The organism is Nodosilinea sp. LEGE 07298 (genome assembly GCF_015207265.1).
In the GTDB taxonomy this organism is placed as follows: Bacteria; Cyanobacteriota; Cyanobacteriia; order Phormidesmidales; family Phormidesmidaceae; genus Nodosilinea.
In genome coordinates this window covers 25068-45865 of sequence record NZ_JADEXE010000015.1, presented here as the reverse complement: position 1 = coordinate 45865, position 20798 = coordinate 25068, and the positions used below count along the sequence as shown (strand labels likewise).

Annotated in this window: 12 protein-coding genes and 1 pseudogene; 8 read left to right on the top strand and 5 right to left on the bottom strand. The window is 49.0% G+C overall.

The window, feature by feature from the left end; all coding sequences use genetic code 11:
* On the top strand, nucleotides 1-442 hold a 442-nt coding region (locus IQ273_RS03880; protein ID WP_194021858.1), incomplete at its 5' end, for a toprim domain-containing protein.
* 726 nt (nucleotides 443-1168) lie between these two features.
* A pseudogene (locus tag IQ273_RS03875) lies at nucleotides 1169-2155 on the top strand (IS30 family transposase).
* Between the two features lie 265 nt (nucleotides 2156-2420).
* Here the strand turns inward: IQ273_RS03875 and IQ273_RS03870 are convergent.
* Entirely contained in the window at nucleotides 2421-4463 is a 2043-nt protein-coding gene (locus tag IQ273_RS03870) for a hypothetical protein (protein ID WP_194021857.1), read from the bottom strand.
* Nucleotides 4456-5277, bottom strand: a complete 822-nt coding sequence (locus IQ273_RS03865) for a S8 family serine peptidase (RefSeq protein ID WP_194021856.1) — start codon at nucleotides 5275-5277, stop codon at nucleotides 4456-4458. Before IQ273_RS03865 ends, IQ273_RS03870 begins: the two co-directional genes overlap by 8 nt.
* A gap of 183 nt (nucleotides 5278-5460) precedes the next feature.
* Between IQ273_RS03865 and IQ273_RS03860 the strand changes: the two genes are divergently transcribed.
* Genes IQ273_RS03860 through IQ273_RS03835 form a run of 6 tightly spaced genes read left to right on the top strand, consistent with a single transcriptional unit; the run spans nucleotide 5461 to nucleotide 15208 of the window.
* Nucleotides 5461-6675, top strand: a complete 1215-nt coding sequence (locus tag IQ273_RS03860) for an NB-ARC domain-containing protein (protein WP_194021855.1) — start codon at nucleotides 5461-5463, stop codon at nucleotides 6673-6675.
* On the top strand, nucleotides 6593-9181 hold the full coding sequence (locus IQ273_RS03855) for a WD40 repeat domain-containing protein (RefSeq protein WP_194021854.1): 2589 nt from the start codon (nucleotides 6593-6595) through the stop codon (nucleotides 9179-9181). Before IQ273_RS03860 ends, IQ273_RS03855 begins: the two co-directional genes overlap by 83 nt.
* A gap of 29 nt (nucleotides 9182-9210) precedes the next feature.
* Entirely contained in the window at nucleotides 9211-9468 is a 258-nt protein-coding gene (locus IQ273_RS03850; protein WP_194021853.1) for a hypothetical protein, read from the top strand.
* A 56-nt stretch (nucleotides 9469-9524) separates the two neighbouring features.
* The gene (locus IQ273_RS03845) at nucleotides 9525-11393 is read left to right on the top strand and encodes a HEAT repeat domain-containing protein (RefSeq protein WP_228052294.1); all 1869 of its coding nucleotides are present in this window, start codon (nucleotides 9525-9527) and stop codon (nucleotides 11391-11393) included.
* A gap of 32 nt (nucleotides 11394-11425) precedes the next feature.
* Entirely contained in the window at nucleotides 11426-12859 is a 1434-nt protein-coding gene (locus IQ273_RS03840) for a serine protease (protein ID WP_194021851.1), read from the top strand.
* A gap of 3 nt (nucleotides 12860-12862) precedes the next feature.
* A complete protein-coding gene (locus tag IQ273_RS03835) occupies nucleotides 12863-15208 on the top strand; it encodes a pentapeptide repeat-containing protein (RefSeq protein WP_194021850.1) in 2346 nt (781 codons plus the stop codon).
* Nucleotides 15209-15536: 328 nt separating this feature from the next.
* Here the strand turns inward: IQ273_RS03835 and IQ273_RS03830 are convergent, their stop codons facing one another.
* The 3 genes from IQ273_RS03830 to mobF form a co-directional block, all read right to left on the bottom strand.
* Nucleotides 15537-16055 (bottom strand): LuxR family transcriptional regulator, encoded by a 519-nt coding sequence (locus IQ273_RS03830; RefSeq protein ID WP_194021849.1) that lies wholly within the window; start codon nucleotides 16053-16055, stop codon nucleotides 15537-15539.
* A 321-nt stretch (nucleotides 16056-16376) separates the two neighbouring features.
* On the bottom strand, nucleotides 16377-16772 hold the full coding sequence (locus IQ273_RS03825) for a CU044_2847 family protein (protein ID WP_194021848.1): 396 nt from the start codon (nucleotides 16770-16772) through the stop codon (nucleotides 16377-16379).
* Nucleotides 16773-17333: 561 nt separating this feature from the next.
* The gene (gene mobF, locus IQ273_RS03820; RefSeq protein WP_194021847.1) at nucleotides 17334-20675 is read right to left on the bottom strand and encodes a MobF family relaxase; all 3342 of its coding nucleotides are present in this window, start codon (nucleotides 20673-20675) and stop codon (nucleotides 17334-17336) included.
* Nucleotides 20676-20798 lie beyond the last annotated feature (123 nt).

The window sequence follows — 20798 nt, the reverse complement described above, 5'->3', positions numbered from 1 at the left end:
AATTTACCTTTCGACGGATGGCTCTGGAGGGGTGCCATCGGAAGCGTTAAAGACGGTACTGCGGAGTGGAGGGCTGGTGGCAGCAGCGTTTGATGCCGATGTGGCGGGGGAGACCATGGCCTGGCGGGTGGCGCAGCAGGTGCCAGGGATTGAGCGGCTGACGCCGAACCAGGGCAAGGACTGGAATGAGGTGTTGGTCAATCCAGAGGGGGGCGGCAATGGGTGGCAGCAGAGCCGCCCGGAGTTGGGTCAACTCTGGCGATGGCATGGGGCGGCAACTGCGCTGGGGAGACCAGAAGGACATTTGAGCCGGATAACCGAGGTAGCGAGGGAAGTGGCGAAAGGACAGTCACTTTCCGAGAAGGCGATCGCGGCTATGCAGCGAGATTTGGGGAGTAGGCCAAGGACAGTGGCTAAGAAGACTATAGATGTTGAGATATAACGGCAGTCGAAAGGTAGAGGCTCAGTCCAGGGACAAAAGTTGTAGGCCTGAATCGCAAAGCCTTGAAAGAAGTGGGCTAGATGTTTGTAGCTCGAAGCACTCTGCGTCTGATTGGCAAAAACACTTGCTAGCTTATCTAGGTTCACCTTTTCGATGCGAAACAATGCCATTAGAAAGAGCATTAGAAATCTCAGTCGGCACCGTGCTAGGGCAGGTAGGGTCGCAGAGCGGCTAGAATTCGGGTAGCCTTGTTCAGGAGACGGGAGGGGGCAGGGATGTGGTAATTTCTAGCTCACCGCCTCTCCCTTAAGTTAGTCAAATCCCCTTCATCTCTAGCTCTCTGCTCTCGTTCAAGTTTTGTCACTGTACCTTATGGCTTTATGCCAAAGAGACCTTTTGGGGTTTATTTGAGGCTGTGGCGACAATGAAGCGATAGTTTGGCGAAATCCTTTAGCATTTTGAGCACCGCATCACGAGCGATTTAGTTGAAGGTAAGTAGAGAAACGTAAGTAAACGATATCATTCCGACCAACGGGAGGAATCTCAGACTTCGCCAGCGGACCGAGATGTCTCGACTACGCTTCGCTCCGTTACTCCATTGGCGTTACTCCGCGAACGACATAACAGAGCAATGCGCCGATTCTAGAATGAAGTGCAACGCCTAGAAGCTTCCCGCAGAGGGACTCATAGGATAGTCTGATGTTTACCACAACAAAAAGACACCCTATGAGCTATACCCAGCTTAGCGCTTCTGAACGAAATCAAGTTTACGAATTGAGAACTACGACAGCGTTGTCCATGCGTGCCATTGCCCGGCAACTCGGACGAGATCAGAGCACAGTATCGCGAGAGCTAGCCCGTAACAGAAACGAAGAAGGGTATTACTTACCCGACAGCGCCCAGCAGAAGATGCAGGTTCGACGACAGCAATCAAAGACAGCGTTTAGTTGTGTATCGGAGATTTGTGTTTTCGAAATCAAACAGCGCTTAAAGCAGTACCACAGTCCTGAGCAAATTGCTGGGCGACTGAAGCGAGAAGGACGAGCACAGATCAGTCATGAAACCATCTATCAGATGATCTATGCTGACCATGAAGGCTTGAAGAGCTACCAGAAGTATTTACGGCAGGGGCGAGGCAAACGACGTAGGCGAGGGGGCTGTAACTCAAAGCGAGGGAAGATTCTAGGGCGTATAGGGATAGAACATCGGCCTTCGATAGCTGACGCAAAGACTGAGATAGGTCATTGGGAAAGTGACACGATGATTGGAGGAAATCATCACGGCGTGATTGTGACCCACGTGGACAAGTCATCGAAGTTTTTAGTAGCTGGTCTAGGTAAGAATAAAACGTCTTTTGAAATTAATAAGGTGACGATTGAACTTTTCGCTCAGATTCCAGAGACACAACTAAAAACGATGACATTTGACAATGGAAAAGAGTTTAGCAGACACGCAGAGCTGAGCAAAGAGCTAGGACTATTGTGTTATTTTGCCAATCCTTATCACTCCTGGGAGTGAGGACTCAATGAGCATACGAATGGATTGTTAAGACAGTTTTTCCCAAAACAAACAAATTTCAAAATTGTGAAGCCAGAGGCATTAGAAAAAGCAGTCACGTTGATTAACAAAAGGCCGAGAAAATCGCTTGACTACAAAACGCCATTTGAAGTATTCTATCCAGACAAATTAGGCACCGATGCACTTCAGATTTGAATTGGCGATGTTTAATTAAGGCTATCTACTTATTAACACTCGTCTACAGTTGATAACGCGATCTGATTACGATTTCACTAACGTTAAGCGGTTTCGGCTCCGCTGCCTCATCTGTTGCTATTTTTCTCCGGTCGCTGCATAGTTATTCCAAGATAGCCGGATGTTTTAAACCTTTACTCTAGAAAACCGATCTCTCATTTCGCTATTGAATAAGCATCTTGAGAGATCGGTTTAATTGATAGAAATGGTTTTTTGAGGCTAAGAGTTATGCCCCAAAGATTTCAAAAGTTTCCCAAATGTCAATCCTGGGTCTATTAGCAACTACTTCCTGCCCTCCGCCATTTTCGGCACAAAGGTACATGCCGTTATGGGCTTTGAAGGCTAGTTTACTACCACCAACATGAACCATCTCAAAGATAGTACGAGGGTCAATTTGAGTCGCTTTCGCAACTACTCTTCGGGTACCCCCATCCTCTGGATACAAATATTGGCCGTTGTAGGCTCGCAGAGCGACCTGATTGCCGCCTAGCCAGATGATTAGAAAGGGTTCCCATTCACCTATCCAGGTTCTATTCACAACTAGTTCGCGTCCGCCTCCTGCCTCTGCACAGACATACATCCCATTATGTGCGCGAAGAGCAATGGCTTTTGGGAAAATATATCCCTCTGTACGAACCAAGCGGTATCCGGCTCCTCGTGCATCCTGTTGGCCCTGCTCAGTAGCTGTAGTGAAGTAGTCTCCCCTAGTGGCTCCGTAGTAGAGCTTTAGTGGCACTGTCCCTGGCTGCTGCGCAGAGAAAATGTAGCCCTCAGTGCGAACAAACCCGTACCCATTAGCTTCTATCTCTTGCTTGCTTTGCTGGCTTGCACCGACAAAGTTATCTAACCGAGCCGAGTTCCAGTACAAATTTAGAGGCACTGTATTGCGCTGCGATTCAGGTAAGACGTATCCTTCAGTTCGAATAAGACTGTATCCAGCGGCCTCTGCATCTTGACGGCCCTTTAGAGTCGCTGTGCTGAAGTTATCACCACGTTGCCGACTCCAATACAGCCTTAGCGGCACTCCTTCACTGGGTTGACTGGCTACCAATGAAGCCGAAATGACCCCGGTGCCAGAGCCTGTTCCAGTTCTGGGGCCAGAGGATGCTGGAGACATGGGGGTGGCGTTAGAGAGATGCCATTCATAATAGAGTTCGTAGACTCCACCATGGGCTCTATAAACAATCTTTCTCTCAGGACTGGTTACTGCTCCGCTGAATCGAGCACCAAAGGAAGGAATATTGATTTGTACTAGTTGGGGAGGATAGACATCATCGTTTAGACCTAATGCCTCAATAATCCACTTCCATAACTCTTTACAAACCTGAACAATTACTCGTGCAATTGCTTCAGCCCAAGTTTCCCCAACTTCATCGTCAAGGGCATCAGCTACTAGTCTAGAAGCCTCCGTGAAGATTCGATCTGAAAAAACAGTTAACCCCCCACCATCGTCCTTCTCCGCGATAGTTAATGATGCTCGATAGGTTCGTGGCCAAGTTGTGCCTCGGTCAAGAGCGAATCGGGCAATTGATTTTGATGGAGAGTAGGTCTCCGTACGTCCGTTGTCAAAATTTCTTCCCATAGGGGTCTCAGCAATATTCCAGACCTGGCCCGTGGGGTCAGTCGCAATGGCGGAGAGAGCAATCGCGTCAGGATCCAATTCCAGGGGAATTCCCAAGAAGTTTTTGACATCAGTTTTATCTAGGCATTTCAACTTGCGAACCCGAAGTTCTAAAGTGTTGAGTGTACTTTGAGGCGTTAGGCCTGAGCCATCCATTCCCGAAATTCTTTGAACTCCGGGAATAGATGGATTAATCAAGAGCAAATCCTGTTGGGAAAGCTTGATTGTTGATGGTATACGAATGGCTTGTACCTGCTGAATGACCGTACTATCTAGCTGGAGATTCACCTGTGCTAAATCTCCATACATTACAGCTCGCTCCTTTTGAGGAGCTTTGAGACTGGTCATCACTTTAGTTGTCACCTCCTTGCGCTGAGCAGTTAGTAGAGGTTGAACCTCTGAAGCTTTCTGAGGGCCTAGTTTGGCAGATATCTGTTGCAAACGAGATTCAAAATAGGCATTGAAGTAGGATAAGCTTGCCTGTTCAAATGAGTTGGGGTCTGCAGATAGCGGATAATTAGTCGGATCGGCCTGATGGGCGATTGCCTTTTCAAGGCTTAGCCGCAGAGTGTTTGTCACACGATCTGCTAATGCTTTGAGTTTAGGATTAGTTGTCTCAGTCATTTCCGAAGCAATAATTTCAGACATGGAATTCTCCAATGTTTAAAGTTGATGGTTTGTGCAAGAGGGATTTCAGAAGAGCTGTTTTGTCCTGATTTGATCGGTGCGAGAGAGCTAGCGCAGCAACTCCAGCGGCTAAAACACAAGCAGCTGAAGACCCACTGAATAGCTGAAAGACACTTTTTTGATCGGGAACAAAAAGATTAACGGTTGGTACGACCAAATCAAGTTTGGGTAACCTACAACAGCTTGGAAGAAGATTTCCTTGCGAATCTGAAGCTCCTACAGCAACCACTTGGGGTAGGCATGCTGGGAACATCGTTGGCTTTGGAAAATCGTTGCCTACAGATGCAAGAAAAAATACTCCCTGCTGATTGCCCTCAACTATTGCTGAGGTGATTTCTGGATACCCGATGCCATTCCCTAAGGGAATGGCAATGATGTGCACCCCGGAAGCGATTAACCAGGTAATTGCCCTGGCGACAGCCTCTGGTTTGGCGTATCCGTCCTTTCCCACTACCTGAGCTGCAAATAGAAGGGCCTGTGGAACAATTCCTCGAATAAGAGACTTGCCCTGGCCCACGAGCAAAGAGACAGATGCTGTACCATGCCCGGTAGGTAGTGTTTGGCTCGGTTTTGAGCCAGTGAAATTCTGACTGACAACGTCAGCACCGGCTAAATCCGGGTGATCGGCGGCAAAGCCAGTATCCAAGACGCCAATGCGGATTCCTTGCCCTGCTGCTATGCTCCAATCCTGATCCCAACCAATCAGTGGTAAGTGAGAGATGTGAGTATTTGATCGTTGAGTAAAACAGCGAAGATAGGAACCGAGGTCAATCATGGTATTTCCCTTATGTAAGGAGGCTCTTCTGAAGCCTTGAACTCACTATCACTAGGGGAACCACCCCAAAGCTAATCAGTATTTCTCTTAGCTGAAAGCCTTATAGAATCTTGGGTAGAGTACGAGAGTCTATGAAAAGGTTTGGGGATTCCCCAAACTTCTTGGCTGTTTTAGACAGGTCAGATGGCAAGACCAAACTACGGACCCCAGGTAAAGCAGCGCACGAAACGCCTACTGGCAGCACTTTTGGCCTACGCTAACCAAGATTGGGACGAGCCTGATGTTGTGCGGCTACAGGTAAACTGGCAAACCGATAGGCAATTGGTTGTCAGAACTAAAGTACGTTATCTGGTTTACTTAACAGCGCAAGATACTTACGATGGCCAGCTCACCCCTGAGCAGATTCGCGAAGTCTTGAAGCGGCTGCAAGATTTTCTTGGCATTTTGGAGGATAATCGTCCTGCCACCCAGGGTTCCGAGGACTGGCACTTTACCCTCAAGCTGTGGCATCGACGGCAGGATGTGGCGGCCAATCTAGCCAAGCTCGAAGCAGAATGGGAACGCCTCCGCCCGCTCAAATCTCACCAGGCCACCCAAACCTCGCCGCCGCTGCCGTCTCAAATCTCAGAAGCATCTGTAGCCCGGCAGGACTGGGGGGATGCTCCAGAAATTCCTCTGATTTACGGGCGAGATGATGAGCTGACGGTGCTGAAGGAATGGATTTTGAGGGACAACTGCCGCCTGGTGGGGGTGCTGGGCATGGGGGGCGTGGGCAAAACGACCCTGGCGGTGAAGCTGGCTGAGCAGCTGAGCGGTGAGTTTGAGGCTGTGATGTGGCGATCGCTCCGCAACGCACCCCCGGCTGACCCGCTGCTGGCTGACTCGATCCGATTTCTGTCCCCCCGTCAGGACGTCCCCTTGGCAGACACCTGGGATAGCCAACTGTTGCAGCTGATTGGGTGTCTGCAAACCGCCCGCCGTCTGATCGTTCTCGATAACGTTGAGTCTGTGCTTCAGGGGCAGGATGGCACCGGGGCGTATCGCTCTGGCTATGAGGCCTACGGCCAGATTCTGCGCTGTGTTGCCGAGAGCCGTCACCAGAGCTGTCTGGTGTTTACCAGCCGAGAGCAACCCCTGGGGCTATTTTCTAGAGAAGGTAGCGGGCTGCGATCGCTCCGTCTACAAGGGCTGAGCTATCAACCAGGCCAGCAGCTTTTGACGGCGAGAGGGCTCACCCCATCGGCGCAGGAAGCCCAGGCATTAGTGGAGCAGTACGGGGGGCAATCCCCTGGCCTTACGCATTGTCTCGACGACGGTGCAGGAGCTGTTCAATGCCAGCATTCAGCAGTTTTTAGCCTGCGGCACCACCGTTTTCGGCGATGTCGCCAATCTAATTGATCAACAATTTAGCCGGTTGTCGCCCCTGGAGCAGCGGGTGATGGAGTGGGTGGCGGTGCATCGCGAGTGGGTGCTGCCGCAGGAAATTCGGGAAGAGCTAATGCCATCTACGTCTCAGGTGGAACTTCTGGAGGTGTTGCTGTCGTTAGAGCGGCGATCGCTGATTGAAAAGTCCACCAGCTTACCCCTCGACGACCATCAGGTGAGGTTTTCGCAACAGCCGGTGGTGATGGAGTATGTGGTTAATCATGTGATTGACCAGATTTATCAAGAGATTTGCGCTCTTGAGGTTGACCTACTCAACCATCAGTTTTTGATTAATGCCCAGGCCAAAGACTACCTGCGAGAGGCCCAAATTCGCCTGCTGCTGAAGCCGCTGGCGACCAAGCTGCTGGAGACCTTTGGCAGCCGCAACTTTGCCCAGGCCCACTTCAGCCAGTTCTTGGCTCAGCTAAAGGCCACGCTGAGAGATAAGCCAGGCTATGCCGCCGGAAACCTGCTCAATCTGCTGTGGCAGATGGGGATTGACCTGAAAGGCTACGACTTTTCTCATCTGGCGGTGTGGCAGGTATATTTGCAGGGCATGGCGCTCCACGAGGTCAGCTTTGCCTATGCAGACCTGACAAAGTCAGTTTTCACCCAAGTTCTAGGCTGCATTCTGTCGGCCACCTTCAGCCCAGATGGGGCATATCTGGCGGTGGGGGTCGATCAATCCATTTTGCTAATCCATGTAGCCGATGGTCGCCAGGTGCTGAGCTTTAAGGGGCATACGGCCTGGGTCACAGCGCTGTGCTTTAGCCCCGACGGTCAAACATTGGCCAGTGGTAGCCATGACCAGACGGTGCGGCTGTGGGAGGTGAACTCTGGAGCCTGCTTGCGCACATTGCCGGGGCACAGCAGTTGGGTGCAGACGGTGGATTTTAGCCCCGATGGGGGAACCATCGCTAGCGCTGGCAATGAGGCCGAGATTCGGCTTTGGGATGCCCAAACGGGGGACTGTAGGCAAACTTTGTCGGGGCACACTAACCGGGTGCTCTCGTTGAAGTTTCATCCCAACCAGCTGATGTTAATCAGCAGTGGGGACGATCGCACCGTTAAGCTTTGGGATCTGCAATCGGGGGATTGTCTGCGATCGCTGGCAATTGATGTCGGTTGGGCTCTGGGGTTAGCCCTGCACCCAAGGGGCCAGGAAATTGCAGCCAGCCAAAGTACCACGGTTGTTGAGCGTTGGGATGTGGAAACGGGCGATCGCCTAGGCACGCTGCCCGACTATGCAATCAAGGTTTGGGCGGTGGACTACAGCCCCGATGGTGAGCTGCTGGCCACTGCTGGAGAAGACAATACGGTGCGTCTTTGGAGTACCCAAACGAACCAGTGCCTGAAGACGCTAGAGAGCCACTCGGCCCGAGTGTGGCTGGTGGAGTTTAGCCCCGATGGCTATACTCTGGTCAGCGCCAGTGACGATCAAACTCTCAAGCTATGGGATACCCGCACGGGAGACTGCTTGAAAACCATCAAGGCCCACAGCGATTGGATTGTGGCGATCGCGGCTAGCCCGATTGCGCCGCTGGTGGCCTCCGGAGGCGAAGACCAGATGGTGCGGCTGTGGAATTTGGAGACGGGCAGGTGCGATCGCACCTTGGCAGGCCACACCAATCTAATTTCTAGCGTTGCCTTTAGCCCGGACGGTACCTGGCTGGCCAGCGGCAGCGATGACTGTACGGTGCGCTTGTGGGATGCCCAGATAGGGGACTGTCGCCAGGTGTTGATGGGGCATACGGATTGGGTGCAATCGGTATGCGTTAGCCCCAGTGGGCAGCAGGTGCTGAGTGGTAGTCACGATAAGACGATTAAGTTGTGGGATGTGGCGACTGGGCAGTGTTTGCAGACGTTGCAAGGCCACGAAGGTCGAGTTAAGGCGGTAGCTGTTAGCCCCCAAGGTGGGATGATGGCCAGTGGGGGGGATGATCACGCCATTCAGCTCTGGAGCGTGGAAACGGGGGCTTGTCTCGCTACGCTGGAGGGGCATCAAGATTGGGTGCTTTCTCTGGGGTTTAGCCCCTGTGGTCGGTTTTTGGCCAGCGGCAGCGGCGATCGGATGCTGAAGCTTTGGGATGTGGCGACGGGCCAATGCCTGTGGTCTCAACCGGCCCACGGGGGGCGCATTCGGGCGGTGGCGTTTAGCCCGGATGGGCGCTGGGTGGCGAGTGGAGGCGAAGACTATGCTATTAAGTTGTGGGATGCGGCGACTGGGGATTGCTTGCAGATTTTAGAGGGCCACAGCCAGATTGTGTGGTCGGTTGCGTTTGGCGATGATGGGCAGGCGCTGGCGAGTTGTAGTGAAGATGGCACGATTAGAATCTGGAATACTGAAACGGGAGAGTGTTTAAGGGTGTTAAGAAGTAACCGCCCCTACGAAGAGATGAATATTATTGGAGTTACGGGGTTGACCGCTGCCCAGGTTGGGGTTCTGAGGGCGTTGGGCGCAGTGGAAGTTGAGGGCTAAATTATCCACAAGTTAAAGGTGCAGTAGCTATGACAGAAGAGAATAGGAGTTCAGAAAACTCTGAGGTTGTTAGAAAGCTAGTTACGCCAGACTCTACGAAAAGTGCAGAGGAGAGCGGCGATCGCTCTCCTACCAAAACTGAACGCAATATATCTAACGAGTCTCAAGAGATGGCAAAGACACCAAACCCCAGGCAATCAGATAAAGTACGTAGTTTAGCAATTCCTACCACCGATGAAGACCTTAAATCTCTAGATAATGATCGATCTACAACCAAAAAAGATTAGTGAGTTTTCTTCTCAAAGAAGCCAGACAATTTTATCTTTGGAGACTCAGATAAGCCATGCGTCTTTATCACAGGAAATACAACAAACTTATAACCTTGCTTTGTCTTGTCAATGCCTACAGCATTGGGATGGCAACTTCTGCTAGTGCTAGCTTGCATCAGCTAAAACAAAATACTACAAGCCTAGCTGACTTAATCTCGAAAGATATTGCTCATAATTTAGTTTCCCAGCTTGAGTCTAACCAGAATTGTCCCATTCCTTTTTCTGAAGAGTATGAAGATTACACTCAGTGGACAAGGAATGGACGCCTCATTTATCGAAGGCTTAATTGCGTAAGCGAGTATAGCGAACTTGCGATTCCTGTCTTGACTAAGATGGCTCAGGATTCTGAAATTCTACTGTCAGAACGTCACCGTGTAATTGGAGTGTTAGCCCAAATAAAGTCAGTAGAAACTGTCCAAGCACTACTTACTCTGCTAGCTATCTCTGATATTGAAAATGTAGCTTTAACTGGATTGAAAGCTCAAGATCCTGAACTACTAGTGGCTGTCCAGCCGTTTGAATATATCCGAATTTATGAAAATTCAACATTCAGTACATCTACCCGCAATTGGACTGGTTATCAGTTAGCTGCACTAGCTTCTTCTCAAACGATAAGTGTGTTAATAAGACATTTAGAGAATCCTGAATTAAAAACAGCAGCTACAGAAAGCCTTAAATCAATGCTAACAAATCAGGATTTAGGAGCCAATCGTCTTAACGTAAGACGAACTAGTTTTGTAAATACTATAAGAATACTTAAAGCAGAGCAACCTCTGGTTTTAAACAACATAGTCCCAATGTTACTGGAACTGGTTTCTACAGACTTGGCAACTACAGAGATAGATTTATTTACAAAGGTAATTGCAATAGTTGCCCTAGGGGAAATTGCCACAGAGGATGCTATTCCTACCTTGATAGAGGTTTTTCAGGATGAGACGAATGCAATTGAGGTAAGAGCTGCAGCAGGTGATGCATTAGCAGAATCAAAACTATACCAGGCTCCTCACTTGCGTATAATTATGGCAGAAGTAGCGAGTGAAGATGAAAATATTCGAAGTAGTGCTAGCTACATTCTAAATAACTTAGCCTCAAACGCTTTACCTGCACTTTTTGAAATCTCAGTAGGTTCTCCAGAGAATGAGGTCATAAATTATGACACAGAAGTTGCTCTTTCAACTAGTATTCTAAAAGAAAAGCTATTATTAGATGCAGAATCTTCAGAATGGTTGTCATTGCCTGATCAAATAATTCTTCCAGGCATTCTTCGACTTTTTGCAAAGAGTCCGTTAGAAGAATTGAATGCTCGCTCTTTAAGATATCAAGAAGATCTTGCCACTCAGTTGCTAGAAGAGTTAGTGAATCGAGGCTACAAACTGAATTGGCTCTCTCTTATCACTGCTGAAGATGATGCTTTCCTCAGAGCAGGTGCTATCCGCGCTTATGGTGTTCTTCCCGAATTTTCAAATCTTTCCAATGCGCTTTACGCTGAAATTATTTTGAATGAGTTAAAAAAGAGTGCGCTTTATCAGCGATGGAGCACTATCAGCACAGCAAGTGCTGACATAGGAGAGCTTAGGCGAAATCCTGAATATAGACTAGGATTTGCATCTTTTGCAGCGCTAGAAGACTTAAGCAATACTAACTTTAATTTAGAACAATCCTGTTCATTACCACCAGAGGAGACATTAAACATTGTAGATACAGAATTATATAAGCTTTGCACACTCAATTCTGACCTGTTCGCATTTCTTCTGGAGTTACTTAAGGATGAAGATGTTGCTGGCTCAAGGGAGTCAGTTATAGCTGTTAGCACATATACAAGCCAACGATCTAGAGTTGTTTGTGGCATCAGAGGAATAAGGAGCTTTTTCAGGTGTGCTTAATACTCTTGTTCACACTTATTTAGGCAGCAATAATGAATTTAATATTTCATCTTTCTTTTGCCTTTTTTAGTTTACTTATGATAAGTGAATCTTTTGGATTGCCGCTGCTAAAACACTCATTTCATCTCTTCTTTCCGAAACAAAATTATGATTCAGAAATGATAATTCAAGATATTGAAAACGTACCTCCTGAAAACGTTGTCAATTCTATAGTTTCTATCAAAACACCTGATGGAAAATTATTGGGTAATGGGTTTCTGGTAAACTCAGATGGATTAATCGTTACTAATGCACATGTTGTCGGTGTTTATCCAGAAGTAAATGTTGAACTGCACGATGGACGATCCTTTAGTTCTGCAAAAGTCATAGCCTTTCATCCAAATTCCAGCTATGATTTGGCTGCAGTAGAAATTCAAGGTGTTACCGGTTTGGCATCAGTTCTAGATGATGCTAGCGAAGCAATATTAGAAAATGATTCTATTTTCTTTTTTGATAGTCGTGATGGTACTTTGCCTGGCCCAACCGTAAGTGGTACGATTAAAAACTTGATAGAAAAGAGGCACAAAATTGAGTTCGATTCTTCCATTGATGTGAATCCAGGCCATTCTGGAAGCGCATTGTTTAATGAGGATTGGAAACTCATTGGAATCATAAAAAGCAAAAATATAATAAGTGGATCGGGAAACGCCATCAGCGTTGACTTAGTTAGAGATTTTGTAGAAACTTACGTGATTACGGGGAATGCTCCCAATCGACCACTACAGCTCACCAGCATTTGTAGTCCACAATCTCAAGAAATAGAAGTAAGTGATATAGAAATTGAGGGTCGATTAGATTCTAGTGATCTTTCAGAAGATGGGAGCTACTTCAATAGTTATCATTTTCAAGCACAAGCTCAGCAGATCATCACGATTGAGATGACAACTGAAGATAGGAAATTCTATCCATATTTGACACTAGAGACAGAGGGTGGAGAAGTGATCGGTGTAAATGAAAATAATGACTTAAAAAATGATTTGAGAATTAGTGAAGTTACAATTCCTAGCAGCGGAATTTACTGTATATTTGCCACTTCGCTCCTAAGTCTTACAACAGGTGACTATCGCCTCCGACTCTTTGTAGAGCCAATTTTAGAGCTACGAGAAGAAGGGTTGTTCTTTGAAGAAGAGGAAGCCTCTTTTCTAAGTCCTGGAAACCTGTATAAAGATTACGAGTTTTTAGGTGAAGCTGGCCAGAGAGTTACAATTTTAGCAGTTAGTGAAGAATTGAAAACAGCTCTTCAATTAAGAGGCTCATCAGGGCAAATTATTCAAGAAAATCGTGGAAATTACTTTGGAGATTTGAATTCAATAATAACTCTCAATCTTCCTGCCGATGGCCGTTATCAAGTCAGAGTAATTTCTGACAATATCTCAAGTGAAGGTCGTTTTAATTTAACGATTCGAAATGCTTTAACAGAGGAATAGAGCATGGCCGGAGAATTTCGGGGACGGCAGCTTCAAGGTCAGCGGTTTAGAAGACAAGATCTGAGCGGATTTGATTTTAGGGGGTCTGACATCAGAGGAGCAGACTTCTCGGAAGCTATCCTCGAAAATGCCAATTTCAGCGGTGCCCATGCTGGTTTACAACCTTATGTATCTATTGCCTTAGTAACTTTAGCTTTCTTGCTGCTGTGCTTAGCCAGTATGATGACAAGCTATGCAAGTATTAGTATTAGCAGCATATTAGTAGATATTAGTGGTAGCCGAGAATATAACCTGATATCAAGCTTTTTAAGCATAGGGATTTTAATTTTTTTTTCAGGTTTAGTTTATCTACGAGGATTAACTCAAACTGCACCGCTTGTAGTTGTTGTGACAGCTATAATTACAACATTTATAACCTTAATCAGTGGTGAATTTGCGGGCTTGGGAGTTTCTTTTGTTCAGTCTACAGCCATAGCAGGTGCCATATCAGGTTGTTTAATATCTGCCCTTGGCCATTCAATAAATCTAAATGTAGTAGAATCTAAGACCTTGAATAGGTTTTATTTTGGATTGACCACATTGATAGGTGGCCTATGGGGGATAGGTTTTGGGTTAAAGCAACTGTCAGAAATGCCTTTTACACAAGTTCAAATATTAACCGCGCTGATAATTGCGATAGCTATTCTTACTCCTCTCCTTTTCTTAAGTACTAGAATTTCGAGAAAAGCAATATCGGGAGATTTAAGATATACTCTGATCCGATCACTTGCATTGGCCTGTACAACACAGGGTACTTCTTTTAAGGGAGCTAATTTAAGGAATGCCAACTTTGAAAATACTTTTCTCAAAAGCACTGATTTTAGAGAAGCTTCATTAGGGCGGGTAAATTGGTTTGAAGCACAAAAGATTGATCAGGCTAGAACGGAAGGTACTTATCTTTCCAGCCCCTCAATACAGAAACTAGCGACCACAAAAATAGGGCGTGATCAAAATTATAGTTTTCTTTGTTTGAGAACCTTAAATTTATCTAATGCTGACTTAAGAAATGCCAGCTTTATTGGAACCGATCTTACTGATACTGATCTGAGTAATGCTGACTTAACAGGAGCAATATTAGCTCAGGCTCAACTGTATCGAGCAAATCTCCAAGGAGCCTGCTTGACAGGAACTACAATTCAAGATTGGGGAATTTCTACTGAAACGATATTAGACAGTATCATATGCGACTTTGTATACATGCGAATGCCTACCCCAGAAGATAAGGATCCATGCCGTAAGCCAGACAATCGCCAGGAAGTGTTTAAGGATGGCGATTTTTCTGATTTCATGGCTCCTATTCTCAATACGTTAGGGCTTTATCGTCAGCAAAATGTTGATCCCCGTGCACTAGCGCACACATTTAAGACGCTTGATCTTTACCATCATGATGGGATTGATCCAGCTGCAGCTGCAATCGCATTAAAAAATCTATCTGAAGCACATCCAGAAGCTCAGTTGCAAGTAGTTGCGCTAGAAGGAAGAGGTAACGAAAAAATTCGACTACAGGCTCAGGTGATTGGTACTGTTGATCGTTCTGAGTTAAGCACAGAATATTTTAGTCAGTATCAAGAAATACAATCTCTTCCTCATCACGATCTACAGTCTTTGCTGTCAGGAATTTCCGAAAAAGATGATCGCATCAAAAAACTTGAGCAAATGGTTTTGTCAGCAATGGAAAATAACAAATTTTACGTAGAGACAAGCTATAATTTGGGCCAAGAGCCTCCCAAAAAAATTCTAATTTTGACTGCAAATCCAACCGATACAGACAGGCTCAGGTTAGAGAAAGAAGCCCGAGAGATTCAGGCAGGTTTAGACCGAGCAAAGCAGCGAGATCGCTTTCAAATAAGTTATTCACTAGCATCTCGACCTAGCGATTTAAGACGTGCTTTACTAGACCACAAGCCCAAGATAGTACACTTCTCCGGCCACGGTGGAGGTGAAGACGGTCTAGCGTTTGAGAATAATTCAGGAAAGTTACACTTAGTTAATACAAGCGCTCTGGCTAAATTATTTTCCATCTTTAAGGATGAAATTGAGTGTGTTGTACTCAATGCCTGCTATTCAGAAGTACAGGCAGAAAGCATCAGTCAACATATTGATTATGTGATTGGTATGAATAAAGCAATTGGCGATCATGCAGCCATTGAGTTTGCTATTGGTTTTTATGATGCGATTGGTGCAGGAAGAACGGTTGAAGAAGCTTTTGAAATTGGATGTGCCTCAATTGAATTAGAAAATATTCCGGAAGCTTTAACACCAGTGATAAAGCGAAAATCAAACACTGATAAAACTGAATCATCCAGCTAAGGTCAGTTGATATTTGATTGTCCGAGACATGTTAATCTTTCACTTTCTAAAAGCCATAGAAAATAGTGATCGACATTTTAAGACATGATAGTCTGGCACAAATCCTAAAGGTATTAAAAATACCTTGTCTAAAAGCTGAAGCCTATAGTTCAAAGCCTGAATCTAAAAAGCTATAAACTATTGGGCTTTCAGACAACATCTTCGAAGGAAAATCAAGGTTTTCCGGAGATGTGCCAAGCAGCCAGGCTTTAAATTAGCACATCTCCTTAATACGCCTGTGCCCTTGCTGAAAATAAGATGAAAGGGATAGGGCTCAACCGATCGCCCCCTAATCCTCAGCCACCAGCATGCGCTTGGCAGAAATACTCTTGAGATGGCGTTTCACCGTATTGACGCTGACAAACAGCTTCGCCGCGATTTCCTTATAGCTGCAATTCGCGTACCGCAGCAGCCAAACATCCTTTTCCCGAGGCGTCAGCTTGTACCGCACCGCCTCCAGCAGCGCCGTAGCCTGCGCCGACCGAGACTGATCTTCCAATAGCACTAGCAGGTAAGCTTCCGGATCAGCCGGCAAATTTAACCACTGCACCTTGGCCCGAACCTGCTGATTCTTAGCCCCTGTAAGCGTCTGAGTTGGCACCAACGCCTCATCTCCAAACAGACTACGGCTTTCGCTCATGTGCCTATACATGAGCCACACCCCCAAAGGCACAGCATCAGCAGAATGCTGACCTTCCTTCAAAACCCGGCAAAGCCTCCGCCCCTCCTGATTGCTATAGAGACAGCTTCCCTCCTGGGTCAGCAATAAAACACCATCCGCAAACCCCTCAAAAAGACGGCTTAGCATAGCCAGCTCTGCTCTTTTGGGTTGCTCTTTGCTTTCAGTAAACCGTGCTGGGCGAACATCTGCGACGGTGGGCAAGAAACTCGAAGTCACCATGGAGGCACCTGCATAACGAATAGGGAGGTTTGCTTTGAGCCCAGTTTCACCAAGCCATCCGCCCCAAAGCCAATCCCCCTACCCAATCGCCCAAAGCCCTGTCACACCTGGGTAACCAGGCTTAGATCATGCCCCCACCTTAGGGATCCCCTAAACTTCTTTGATCAAATTGCACACTGTGCTGGTTTCGAAGCCTGCCATGCAGAGGGCTAATCATAGAGCCAGTCGCTAGCCCTTAGAGCCAGACGTAGGGAATTTGCACTTCACCTCGATCGCAAAATCTGACTCTGCTTTACCGCTGGCGATCATGGGCAGACCCCCCTCCGCAGTGATTTTGAGATTGAAGCGCAGGGTAATCTCCTCAACCTCTGCGATTGCTAAGTCCTTAAATGCCCCAATGGCATATTGCGTGTAACCTTGGATCGTGCGGTGCACGTCTGCCAACTTGACCCTTAGCTCAGGTGTAATTTGAGGCTGACGGATTCCTGAAACACTTCCTCTGGGTGTATCCAGATCGTAAGAATCGAAACCCTCATCAACGCTGCGCATAGGAGACGCTAAGGTTGACTCAACCAGAACGCTATAGGTGTTTGCTTCATCTTCGAGAATAAGCCGTTGAATCATCAATTATCTCCCTGCACTGGATGCCTGTACATAAATGTGTGAAAGCCTTGAAAACTTGTAGGCTCCGGCAAAAAGATTGACCGTCATGAAATACTGAAATTTGCTTCAGCTCAGGGGCTGTGCCATGTCAGCCGCCACCTGTCTTTATGATCAAGTGCTGTCGTTGCTAAGTCAATGACGAGCGGTATCTTTGCTTTGGCAGGTCTTGGGATATCCCAGTACCACCGGCAGTGCTAAACTCCCTCTGCTGAGTGCTCTCTAAAACCCCGAGACCTGCTGCTTGCTAACCAAGGCACAGATCCATTAGGTCAGCCAAATTGGTTATCAGCCTTGCCAAAGCTGCCCAACAACACCATGCCCATATCTAGAATCAGGCAGCGGTTCAGCCCCAGCCTCCCCATCCCTAAACCATTTTGGGCAGAGCGATTTTCGCTAGGGTAGCAGTATCTCGAAACAAACTCCAGAACGAGGGGGCAGGGATCAGTGTTGTAAGGTCGTTTAGAACGTGATCGCTCCGCCAACTCCGGCAATGATTCAAAACCTCAAGGCTCCGCAGCTACTTCAGTCGCCTATTTCCAGCCCATAGCTATGATGCTCCGTACCTGTAGATGGGGTTTGGTGTTGGCTAGCGATGGTCATGATGTGCTTTGCGAAGGCGATCGCCTCTTTCCTACCTTGCTTGTCATAGATCAGCCTCACTGTCTCACTCCCAGCCACCAGCATCAGCGTCACTTCCTTAGCCGAACACCCATCCCGTAATGCCCGCTGGGCCACCCGCAACTCCAAACTCGCTGACGGCAACCCAGCTGAGTATTTCTCCCAAAGCGCCAAAAGCTGCTCCCTCGTGTTTATCAGCTTTGGTTGAGGGGCATCTACCCCTTGCTGCTCTCGCTCAACCGTCCTTCCAACCGCTCTAGCGACGCGATCAACTGCTGCTGCAAAGCCAGCTCGGTCTTGAGCTGTCCGTTCCAACTGCTCAAAGCCGCAATTAACAGCCGCAACTGCTCCTGCAAGGTCGCCTGTGCATCGGAGGAGATCTCGTCGCTGACGATACGCTGCAATTGCGCGACTAAGCACCCCAAGCTCTGGTTCCAGTGCTGTGGCCACATTGCCAACTCCTCGCCCAAGGTCTGGACTTGGTCTTCGAGGTGCAGCACCCGCTGCGTGTTGACGCAAATCTCGGCCCGCAGCGGCTCTAAGCTGTTCTGCAACACGGTGGCCAATACGCTCTCCCACTGCTCTAGGGTCAAATCCGGGGATGGGTTCTGGCTGCCGTTGTTCCCGCTGTTCATGTTGTCCATAGGTCATCACCTGTTGAGTTAATGGCACGTAGTCACTTACGTTCTCCTTGGCCCGTGACACCTGGGCCAGTCGCACCAGATCGGCCTGGCTGGTGGTGTACAACGTCACCGCTCGCTTGGCTCTGGAGATCGCCACATAAAAGGCTTCTCGATTCGTCGTTTCGCCCAGCAGCGCCAGCACCCGCTCCGCTGTCTTGCCTTGGCTGCTGTAGGTCGTGCTCACCCAGGCGTAGTCCACATACTGATTTCCGCTGAGGTTGATGGTTGAGGTTTGCCCTGCTCCATCCTGAATCGTCGCCGTCCCATCGGCCTCCAGCCCCGTCACCACAAACCCCTGTCCATTGCGAATTCCGGCTTTGGGGTCATTGCGTGTCCATCTGAGGCGATCGCCCACCGCCACCGAAATCGATTGAGTTGTATAGAGGGTTTTGCGCGGGCACGCTGCCGGATTGATCGACAGTACTGAGCCACTCGGCGTCTCCAGCACCACCTGCTGAGCCTCGGAATTCACCCCGATCACTCGGTACTGCTCTCCTCTGATCAACCCCTGCGTCCGGTAATCCTGGATCGGCACCAGCACATCGCCCACGGCATAGGCTTTGAGATAGCTGGCTTGAGCTGTGGTTAAATCCTTACGGCGTAGGCTCTGCATCACAAAGCCATCCGCGCCCAAAGCCCCCTCATGCTGTAACCCTACTCGCATCATTTGGGTCAGGGCTAACCGCTCCATATTCGTCCCCGCCAGCACGAGCGTGGTCGCCCGCTCTCCTGCCGCCAGTGCTAGATAATCGGTGGCAACCTGCTGGATCCGTTCCCGAGTCTCCGCCCCTTCCTTGACATATCCGGCCTGAGCCAATAGCTCAATGCCTTCACTGACCTGCCCCTGGGCCACCAATTCCACAGCCGATCGCAGCACCCCATTCTGCTGTCGCCGATGGGTTTCCAGATAAGCGGTCGTCATTCCCCCCGCCTGCAAACTCTTGAAGGGATTACCCGCTTCCACTGCCGAAAGCTGCCGGGTATCGCCAACTAAGAGCACCCTGGCCTGCTCCAACGCTGCCCGCCGCATTAGGGCCTGGGCATCCTTCATGCTCAACAGCCCCGCCTCGTCCACCATCCATAGCGTGGGTTGCGGTGCTTGATCAGGGGTATCAGAAACCAATAGGCCCGCTACGGTAGTGGTCTCAATCCCCAACGACTCTCCCAAAACATGGGCCGCTTCAGCGCTTGGGGCCAGCCCTCTGATCATGTAACCTTGCGCCTGAGCCAGATCCTTCAACACGCTTAGAGCATAGGTCTTGCCCGCCCCCGCCACCCCTTGCCACGCCATAACGGTATCCGGTGTGGTCGCCGCCATCTCTACCGCGTTTTGCTGCTCGGGGTTTAAGGTGTGGCTCACCAGGCTCTCTAACTGGGTACCACTGGGGACAAGCGGTATCACCTGCCCCCGTCCTTGCTGCATCAGACGAATCGTGTTGAGTTCGAGATTGAGTGCGGTTTGGGTGGTGAACTTGCCGTCGGCCACTCGGATCAGTTCAGGGCTGTGGGCAATGGTTTGTTGAAGCGCCTCAAAATTTTGGGCTCCTAGTTCATGTTCAAAGACAAACCGCTCCAGCGTTGTCCGCCGAAACACCGACTCCCGCTCCCCACAGTGCTGGATCGCGGCGTCAATTACCGATTGGGCCGATGGCAATGCGGCAGGTGACCGAACTACTCCTTCGGGTAACTCCGGCAGTTCCAACCCCTTGAGCTGAATCAGCGCATCCCACCCCCGTTGCAGTAGCCCCTCGTCCACCTCCTTGGGCTTCCGCTTCCGAGATACAAGCGTCGCCGTCTCGCGCATCGACCGATTGTTCTCAGACCCCGTCGCCTCCCATTCCTCAATCAGCTTTAGGATCTGTTGCCGCCGAGTCGAGAAGGCCTTCAGCAGATCTGGGGAATACCCTGTCAACTCAAACTGCCCATGGGCCTTGGGTTCAATCTGGTATCCCTGCTGCTTCAGCGCTACCGCCAGTTCGTTCTGGTAGATCTGGCCCAGGAGTTTTTGGTTAGCGATCGCGGCCTCATTGCTTAAACTAAACCACCGCCCATCGGCCAACTGCGTCGCATTCATCACCACACAATGGCTATGCAGTTGCGGCTCCGCCTCCCGACTGGTGGAATGGGTGAACACTGCCGCCGCGATATTCCCCGTCGTCACCTTCGTCCGCCCGGCCTCGGTTGAAATTCGTGTTTGGGCATGGCGCTCTTCCAACACCGAGAGGGCCTTGGCTACCGCTTGATGATGGGCCTCCAATACCCTTTCATCCTGCTGCACCAAGGCCGCAATGCTGACACTCTTCGGAGCGCTAAAGGTAAAGTCTGTCGCCGCCCGGCGCTTCTCAGGGTCAACCACTTTTCCTGTCAGCGATCGCCCGTCCGGAGCCTGCCCTGAGAGCATTTGGCTAAACGCCTCCTGGCTCACTGTCCCAGCTAAACCCAACGACGCAGCCCCTTTGCCCACCCACTGCGTCGGGTGAGCCGATTCCTCTGCCGAGTAATAGTCCTCGTGGGTGTAATAGGTCTCCGCCTGAGCCGCAGAGAGGTTGCTCGTGGAAAGCATGGAGAAGCTGGGTTAAAAACATGACGCCACCCTGAGGCGAAAGCGATAGCGTCTTCAAAAGCGGTAGAAACCCTGTGGGGAGAGCCGTTGCCCGGTTCTTGCCAAAACCTTGGCGTACTGTGT

Excerpts from the sequence above, each read along its gene's own strand:
- IQ273_RS03870 (WP_194021857.1), bottom strand. The coding sequence starts at position 4,463 with ATGTCTGAAATTATTGCTTCGGAAATGACTGAGACAACTAATCCTAAA.
- IQ273_RS03865 (WP_194021856.1), bottom strand. The coding sequence starts at position 5,277 with ATGATTGACCTCGGTTCCTATCTTCGCTGTTTTACTCAACGATCAAAT.
- IQ273_RS03860 (WP_194021855.1), top strand. The coding sequence starts at position 5,461 with ATGGCAAGACCAAACTACGGACCCCAGGTAAAGCAGCGCACGAAACGC.
- IQ273_RS03850 (WP_194021853.1), top strand. The coding sequence starts at position 9,211 with ATGACAGAAGAGAATAGGAGTTCAGAAAACTCTGAGGTTGTTAGAAAG.
- IQ273_RS03845 (WP_228052294.1), top strand. The coding sequence starts at position 9,525 with ATGCGTCTTTATCACAGGAAATACAACAAACTTATAACCTTGCTTTGT.
- IQ273_RS03840 (WP_194021851.1), top strand. The coding sequence starts at position 11,426 with ATGAATTTAATATTTCATCTTTCTTTTGCCTTTTTTAGTTTACTTATG.
- IQ273_RS03835 (WP_194021850.1), top strand. The coding sequence starts at position 12,863 with ATGGCCGGAGAATTTCGGGGACGGCAGCTTCAAGGTCAGCGGTTTAGA.
- IQ273_RS03830 (WP_194021849.1), bottom strand. The coding sequence starts at position 16,055 with ATGCTAAGCCGTCTTTTTGAGGGGTTTGCGGATGGTGTTTTATTGCTG.
- IQ273_RS03825 (WP_194021848.1), bottom strand. The coding sequence starts at position 16,772 with ATGATTCAACGGCTTATTCTCGAAGATGAAGCAAACACCTATAGCGTT.
- mobF (WP_194021847.1), bottom strand. The coding sequence starts at position 20,675 with ATGCTTTCCACGAGCAACCTCTCTGCGGCTCAGGCGGAGACCTATTAC.